Source organism: Methylobacterium sp. EM32 (genome assembly GCF_040593685.1).
Classification (GTDB): domain Bacteria; phylum Pseudomonadota; class Alphaproteobacteria; order Rhizobiales; family Beijerinckiaceae; genus Methylobacterium.
Window position 1 is genome coordinate 53107 of the sequence record NZ_JBEXZS010000197.1, and the last position, 6803, is coordinate 59909.

Sequence of the window (6803 nt, forward strand, 5' to 3'; positions counted from 1 at the left end):
TCGTGAAACCCTCCCGCGAGCTGGGCCGCGTCCTCGTCACCGGCGGGGCCGGCTTCATCGGCTCCCACATCGTCGACCTCCTGGTGGCGCGCGGCTGCCGCGAGATCGTGGTGGTCGACAACCTGATCCGGGGCCGGACCGAGAACCTGTCGGGCGCCATGGCCTCGGGCGCGGTCGAGCTCGTCATCGGCGACATCCGCGACCGCGACCTGATGGCCGGGCTGGTGGCGGGCTGCGACACCGTCTTCCATCAGGCGGCCCTCCGCATCACCCATTGCGCCGCCGAGCCGCGCGAGGCGATCGAGGTGATGGTCGACGCGACCGCGAGCCTCGTCGAGCTCTGCGTCGCGGAACAGGTGGGCAAGGTGGTCTACGCCTCCTCGGCCTCGGTCTACGGCATGGCGACGACCTTCCCGACTCCCGAATCCGAGGCGCATTCCGGCAACCGCACGCTCTACGGCGCGGCCAAGAGCTTCGGCGAGGGCCTGCTGCGCTCGTACAACGACATGAACGGGCTCGACTACGTCGCGCTCCGCTACTTCAACGTCTACGGCCCGCGCATGGACCTGCACGGGCGCTACACCGAAGTGCTGATCCGCTGGATGGAGCGGATCGCCCGCGGCGAGGCGCCGCTGATCTTCGGCGACGGGCTGCAGACCATGGACTTCATCGACGTGCGCGACGTCGCCCGGGCCAACATCCTGGCGGCGCTCTCCTCGGCGAGCGACGTGGCGCTCAATGTCGGGCGCGCACAGGAGACCTCGCTCCTCGAACTGGCGCAACGCCTCGCCGCGGTGATGGGCCGGCCGGACCTAGTGCCGGTCCACGAGGCCGAGCGCAGCGTCAACCCGGTGCCCCGGCGCCTCGCCGACACCCGCCTCGCCCGCGAGCTGACCGGCTTCCAGGCAGCCATCGGCCTCGACGAGGGCCTCGACGCCCTGGTCGCCTGGTGGCGGGCGAACAGCAGGCCCGCCGCCCCCGCCGTCGCCCCCGTGATGGAGCTCGCCTCGTGATCCCGATCATCAAGCCGAGCCTCGGCGAAGCCGAGGTCGAGGCGGCGAGCGCCGTCATTCGGTCCGGCTGGCTCACCCAGGGGCCGCAGGTCGGCGCCTTCGAGGCCGAGTTCGCGCAGGCCGTCGGCGCCCCCCATGCCTGCGCGGTCTCGAACTGCACCACCGGCTTGCACCTGGCGCTGCTCGCCGCCGGCGTCGGGCCCGGCGACGAGGTCATCACCGTCAGCCACACCTTCATCGCCTGCGCCAACGCCATCCGGCAATGCGGGGCCGAGCCGGTGCTGGTCGACATCGACCCCGTCACCCTCACCATCGACCCGGACCTCGCCGAGGCCGCGATCACGCCGCGCACCAAGGCCATCCTCGCGGTGCACCAGATCGGCATGCCCTGCGACATGGCCCGGCTGATCGGCATTGCCCGCCGGCACGGGATCCGCCTCGTCGAGGACGCCGCCTGCGCGATCGGCTCGGAGATCCGGATCGACGGCGCGTGGCAGCGGATCGGCCGGCCGCTCGGGGACGTCGCCTGCTTCTCGATGCACCCGCGCAAGATCCTCACCACCGGCGAGGGCGGCATGCTGACGACCCGCCACGCGGCGTTCGACCGCCAGTTCCGGCTCTGGCGCCAGCACGGGATGGGGGTCTCGGACGTCGCCCGCCACGCCAGCCGGGCGGTGGTCTTCGAAGACTACCCGACGATGGGATACAACTACCGATTGACCGATCTGCAGGCGGCGATCGGCCGTGTGCAGCTCGCGCGGCTCGATGCCATCGTGGCGGAACGCCGACGCCTCGCCGCTCTGTACGCCGAGGCCCTGGCGGGCCTGCCCGTCGCGGTCCCGGCCGAGCCGGACTGGGCCCGGTCGAACTGGCAGAGCTACGCCGTGCGCCTGGACGACGGAGCCGATCAAGTTTCCGTGATGCAGGGCTTGCTCGACCGCGGCATCGCCAGCCGCCGCGGCGTGATGTGCATCCACCTCGAGCCGGCCTATGCCGACTTGAGATTGCGAGCGCCCCTGCCCCACTCGGAGGCCGCGCGCGACCGCTGCATCCTGCTGCCGCTCTATTCCGGCATGGGCGACGACACCGTCCACGCCGTCGCGGGCGCCCTGGCGGAGGCCCTGGCGGGCCGTCCCGCCCTGCCCCTCAGCGCCTGAGGTTTCGGGTTCATCACCGGGTCGCAGCAGCGGCGGGCCACCAGGCCCGCCGCTGATCTTTTCTGGACTGGTTCGGCACAGCGGGACATTTACCGTTAAAAATTATCAAACGATATGGTTGACTGGACATGCTTCAGATGATTGTTAAGCGCGGACGAAGCGCGCCGCGTTGCGGCGCTAATGTCGAATTATATACATAGATTGATGTATGGGAGCGGTGATGAGGTGGGTCGAGGACGAAGGACGGAAGCCGCTTCCCGCCCTCATCCCCGTCGGGACTGGTGCGGGCCACGCCGTTCCGGAAGCCGGCGCCCGAGAACCGGGCCGCCGCTGACGCATTGACGACGGTCCGTCTCGTATCAGAGAGACGCCAGCACGATCGCCGCACCGCGGCATGACGCTCGCTCGTGACGCGTCGAAAAATCTTCTTGTCCAAGTATAGGGCGCCCGGGGACTGATAGAGGTCCCGTCGGGCGTCTTTGCACGTCAGCAGCACATCCTCTTGCGTCACTAATGTTCCGTGCTCGATTACAGACTACACGTCTTGCGTGTGTATCAAATGACCGACTCTAGCCTATGATCAATCAAACCGCCGGATCTCATCAGTGGAAGCTGGCCTAGTTCATCATATTGAGGATTGTAACTGTTTTGACACCGTGTTAGGACTGAAATCGTGAGGAGCGGGCGGATACGGGGGGTCGGATCGACTGGATCATGCAGTCGAGGGCCCGGTGACGCCGGTTACCTCCACAGATTCGGCTCCGGACAAGGGGTGGCACGGCGGGATCGCGCCGGGCCGTGACCATCACGCCGAGAGCCGCATCCAACAATAATGCTCGATCGTACAGTGGTGGAGGTGAAGCATGTCGACGCCCGCTCTCGTTGATTACGGCCTCGCTTCGCGGGGCCGCAGACTGGTCGAAGTGAGTGACGCCGTGGTGGAGGCGTTCGAGCCCGGCGAGGAGCCCGGCCTGAAGCCCGCCATCGCGATCATCGAGCCGCGGCAGCTGGTGCGCGAATGCCTGCGCAACTGCCTCGCCGAAGCAATTCCGGACCACGAGGTCGTGACCTTCGGGTCGATTGACGAATGGGAGCGGGGCAAGGTCGGCCACAAGGATGGCGACCTGGTGGTGCTCTACTACGATCCCCGCGAGGCCGGGCGTGGCGCCGCCCAGCGCGAGGCCGCCCTGCGCTCGCGGATCGGGCCGAACACCAGCCTGGTCCTGCTCTGCGACAGCGAGGATCCGGGCGAGATCGTCGAGCGGCTCAACGAGGGCGCCCGCGGCTACATCCCCACCAATGTCAGCCTGAAGGTGGCGATCGAGGCGATGCGGCTGGTGCGGGCCGGCGGCGTCTTCGTGCCGGCGAGCTGCCTGCTGCAGCGCCGGAGCGGAGCCGAGGATGCCGGCGCGGCCGACCCCCGCAGCCAGTTCACCCCGCGCCAGACCGCGGTGCTGGAGCAGCTGCAGAAGGGCAAGGCGAACAAGATCATCGCCTTCGAGCTCAACATGAAGGAGAGCACCGTCAAGGTGCACGTGCGCAACATCATGCGCAAGGTCGGCGCGACCAACCGGACCGAGGTGGCGATTCGCGCCTTCGAATCCCGCGCGGACCTCAAGCTGTAGGACAGGGGGCGCGGGGGAGGTCTCCCGCGCGGTCCCGCCCGGGGCGAGCCGTGACCCGCCCCTCATCGTGCTATCCCTCTATCCGACGCGGTCGACCTGGCTGGCGTCGATTTTCCTTTTCGTCGATTGCCTTGATCGATCCGGCACATTGGCCGACGATTTTTGGAGCTTGTTCAGCTGTCTCGACGGTATTGACATCCTCCGCGTCATTCCTGGGCCGCGCAGCGGAGCCCGGAATCCAGACACTCAGGTGGTGCAGAACGAGGCGGAATGCTCTCCGCTTTATCCTGGCCTCCCTGCGGCTCGGATTCCGGGCTCCGCTGCGCGGCCCCGGAATGACGCGGAGGGATCGGATTATGTTGGCCAACCCCCGGACAGTCTCTCCGCGGCGACCTCACTCCCCCTTGAGCGGCGGCGGCGGCGGGGCCACCCGGGCGCCGGGGCCGCCCGGATGGGCGGCGTCGTTGTTGGTCACCATCGCCAGCACCGACAGGATCTTGTCCTTGTCCGATTGCAGATGGTTGATCTGCGTCTCGGTGCAGCCCTCCTCCAGATAGGCGATCACCAGGGTGCGGGCGGCGGTGTCGGTGATGTAGCCGCCGAACTCCTGGAACGCCCGGGCGAGCGAGCGCCCCTCCGGCGTCGTGAGCCCGAGGCGGCCGAGATCGACCTGCGGCGGGATCGCGAACAGGGCCCCCATCGGGATCGTGCCGGTATGCGCGTTGTGCCCGCCCCCGTCGGTCGAGGAGGCCGGCCAGACGATGCGGGTCGGGCTCGCCTGGCTGGTGCTCGCCGCCATCGCGATGGCGTGGCGGATCTCGCCCCGCTCGAGCTCGGCCCGCCGCACCAGCCCGCCGATGAGCGAGCCGCCGAAGGCGCGCACGCCCTCCGTGGTGCCGGGCGTCGCCGAGATGCCGCTGCCGCGCAGGTCGGTGCGCACCAGGTATTGCGCCGAGTAGAGCTTGCGGGCCGGGTCGAACGCCCCGAGCCACAGCTCGTAGGCGTAGCGGCCCTCCGCGTCGATCAGCACCGCGTGCCGGTCGGTGCCGCCCAGGAAGGCGATGCCGGGCGGGGTGCGCAAGGTGAACCGGCCGCCGTTCGGGGCCCCGCCATGGGGCCAGGGCACGCTCGGCGGCCGTCCGCGATAGGTCCACGTCCGCTCCGGATCGTCCGCCGCCTGGCGGTAGATCCCGAAGGCGTGGCCGCCGATCCACGCATAGGCGCCCGCCGGCCCGCCGGCATTCTGGTTGCGCAGGAGCGCCGTCTCGGCCGCGTCGCCGGGCTGGAACGCCGCCCCCCGGCCGAGCGGCGTGTTCCAGATGCTCGTCGAGGCGAAGGGCTGCGCGACGGGATCGCGGAACGGGTCGTCGGCCCGCGCGGGAGGGCCCAGCAGGGCGAGGCCGAGCGCGAGGGCGGCAGCGGAACGGTGCATCGGCGCGGATCTCCCGGCAGGACCGGCCCCAGGGTAGCGGGCCGGGGCGTCGCGCGAAGCGTCGCCTTCGGGGCGCGGGGCCGCCCCGGATCTCGGCCGGAGGTGGCGCTCGTCCTGCACCTTTCGGGGGTGGCCGCCGCCTTTCTCGGGGGACGGGCCGCCGGATTGCACCCCCCCGGGCCGCCCGGGCGGTCCTTTAAGCTCCCCTCCCGAGCGCTTCCCCCTCGCGGCCCCGCCCTTCGCGACTTGGGCGACTTGGGCGACTTGGGCCGCGACCAGCAGAGTCCGGATCGATCATGACGCCAGCCGGTTCGATGCAGTGGATCCTCGCGGTGCCCTTCCTGCGGGACGAGGGCGGCGACTGGATCCCCCGTCACGTCGGCGGGCCCCACCGGTTCACGACGGCGCCGGCACCCTACGGCCACGACCGCTCGCGGGCCGTGACGGGCGCGGCGGAATGGTCGGACTACCTGCGCCACGCCTGGAGCGCCTGGCGCCTCGTGCGGGCGGCGCCGCGGGGGGGCGCCGGGGTGATGACCGGCTTCCCGCAGCTCGCCGTGACGGCGGCTCTGGTCAAGCTCGTCCTCGGGCGGCGGGACGTGCCCCTCGTCGCCTGGTGCTTCAACCTCGGCCGGACGCCGGGGGGCTGGAAGGCGCGTCTCGCCCGCGCGGTCCTGGGGCAGGTCGACGTGTTCGTGGTGCATTCCCGCCGCGAGGTCGCGCTCTACGCCGAGTGGCTTGGCCTGCCCCGCGACCGCTTCGTGTTCGTGCCCCTGTCGATCCACGACGAGCCGCGCGAGACGCACGAGGACGAGGCGGCGCCCTTCGTGCTCGCCATGGGCTCGGCCAACCGGGACTACGCCACCCTGGTGGCCGCGGTCGCCCCGCTCGGCCTGCCCACCGTGATCGTCGCCGGCGCCCACGCCGTCGCGGGCCTCGACCTCCCGCAAAACGTCACGGTGCGCAGCGGCCTGACCATCGCCGAGTGCCACGATCTCTGCGGGCGGGCCCGGGTCAACGTCGTACCCCTGCGCAACACCACCTTCACCTCCGGCCAGGTCACGGTGCTGGAGGCGATGATGCTCGGAAAGCCCGTCGTGGCGACGCGGGCCGCCGGGACCGAGGATTACGTGAGCGAGGGCGAGAACGGCCTGCTGGTGCCGCCCGAGGACCCCGCGGCGCTCGCCGCCGCCGTCGCGGCCCTGTGGGACGATCCCGCCGCCCGCGCCCGCCTCGGCGCCGGCGCGCGCCGCACCGTCGCCGAGGGCACTACCTTCCGGTCGGTCGCGCCCGCGATGGCGGCGGTGCTCGAGGCGGCGTGGAGGCGGGCGGCGGCGGAGGGCGGTGGCGTCGCGGCGCCGGGAGCGCCGTCGCGGAGCCCGACGGGCTGAGAGCCTGTTCGATCGGCCTCTGCCGTTTCCACACCCGCCGCGTCATTCCGGGCTCCGCTGCGCGGCCCCGGAATGACGTGGTGGACGTTGATTCTGATCGTGCAGAAAGGCCCACCGCTCAAACGACTTCGCCGGGGCTCTCGCCCCGGCCGCGCCCCCCGCCGGTCTCGTATACACATGTGACG

General features: G+C 70.8%; 5 protein-coding genes. 4 read left to right on the forward strand and 1 reads right to left on the reverse strand.

All coding sequences use genetic code 11. The features are described 5' to 3' along the window. Positions 1 to 2: 2 nt before the first annotated feature. The 3 genes from ABZT49_RS26650 to ABZT49_RS26660 all read left to right on the forward strand — a co-directional run bounded on the left by ABZT49_RS26650 (position 3) and on the right by ABZT49_RS26660 (position 3795). Positions 3 to 1013, forward strand: coding sequence for an NAD-dependent epimerase/dehydratase family protein (locus tag ABZT49_RS26650; RefSeq protein WP_355290584.1), 1011 nt, complete (start codon positions 3 to 5; stop codon positions 1011 to 1013). Beyond that, positions 1010 to 2170, forward strand: a complete 1161-nt coding sequence (locus tag ABZT49_RS26655; RefSeq protein WP_355290586.1) for a DegT/DnrJ/EryC1/StrS family aminotransferase — start codon at positions 1010 to 1012, stop codon at positions 2168 to 2170. Before ABZT49_RS26650 ends, ABZT49_RS26655 begins: the two co-directional genes overlap by 4 nt. Before the next feature lie 863 nt (positions 2171 to 3033). After that, positions 3034 to 3795, forward strand: coding sequence for a response regulator transcription factor (locus ABZT49_RS26660; protein WP_355290588.1), 762 nt, complete (start codon positions 3034 to 3036; stop codon positions 3793 to 3795). Between the two features lie 394 nt (positions 3796 to 4189). Here ABZT49_RS26660 and ABZT49_RS26665 read toward each other — a convergent pair whose 3' ends face one another. Continuing rightward, positions 4190 to 5227 carry a hypothetical protein gene (locus ABZT49_RS26665; protein WP_355290590.1) on the reverse strand — a complete coding sequence of 346 codons (1038 nt, stop codon included), beginning with the start codon at positions 5225 to 5227 and terminating at the stop codon, positions 4190 to 4192. A 296-nt stretch (positions 5228 to 5523) separates the two neighbouring features. On the opposite strand from ABZT49_RS26665, the gene ABZT49_RS26670 reads away from it, so the two are divergent. Continuing rightward, positions 5524 to 6618: a glycosyltransferase gene (locus ABZT49_RS26670; protein WP_355290592.1), complete on the forward strand. Its 1095-nt coding sequence runs from the start codon at positions 5524 to 5526 to the stop codon at positions 6616 to 6618. Positions 6619 to 6803 lie beyond the last annotated feature (185 nt).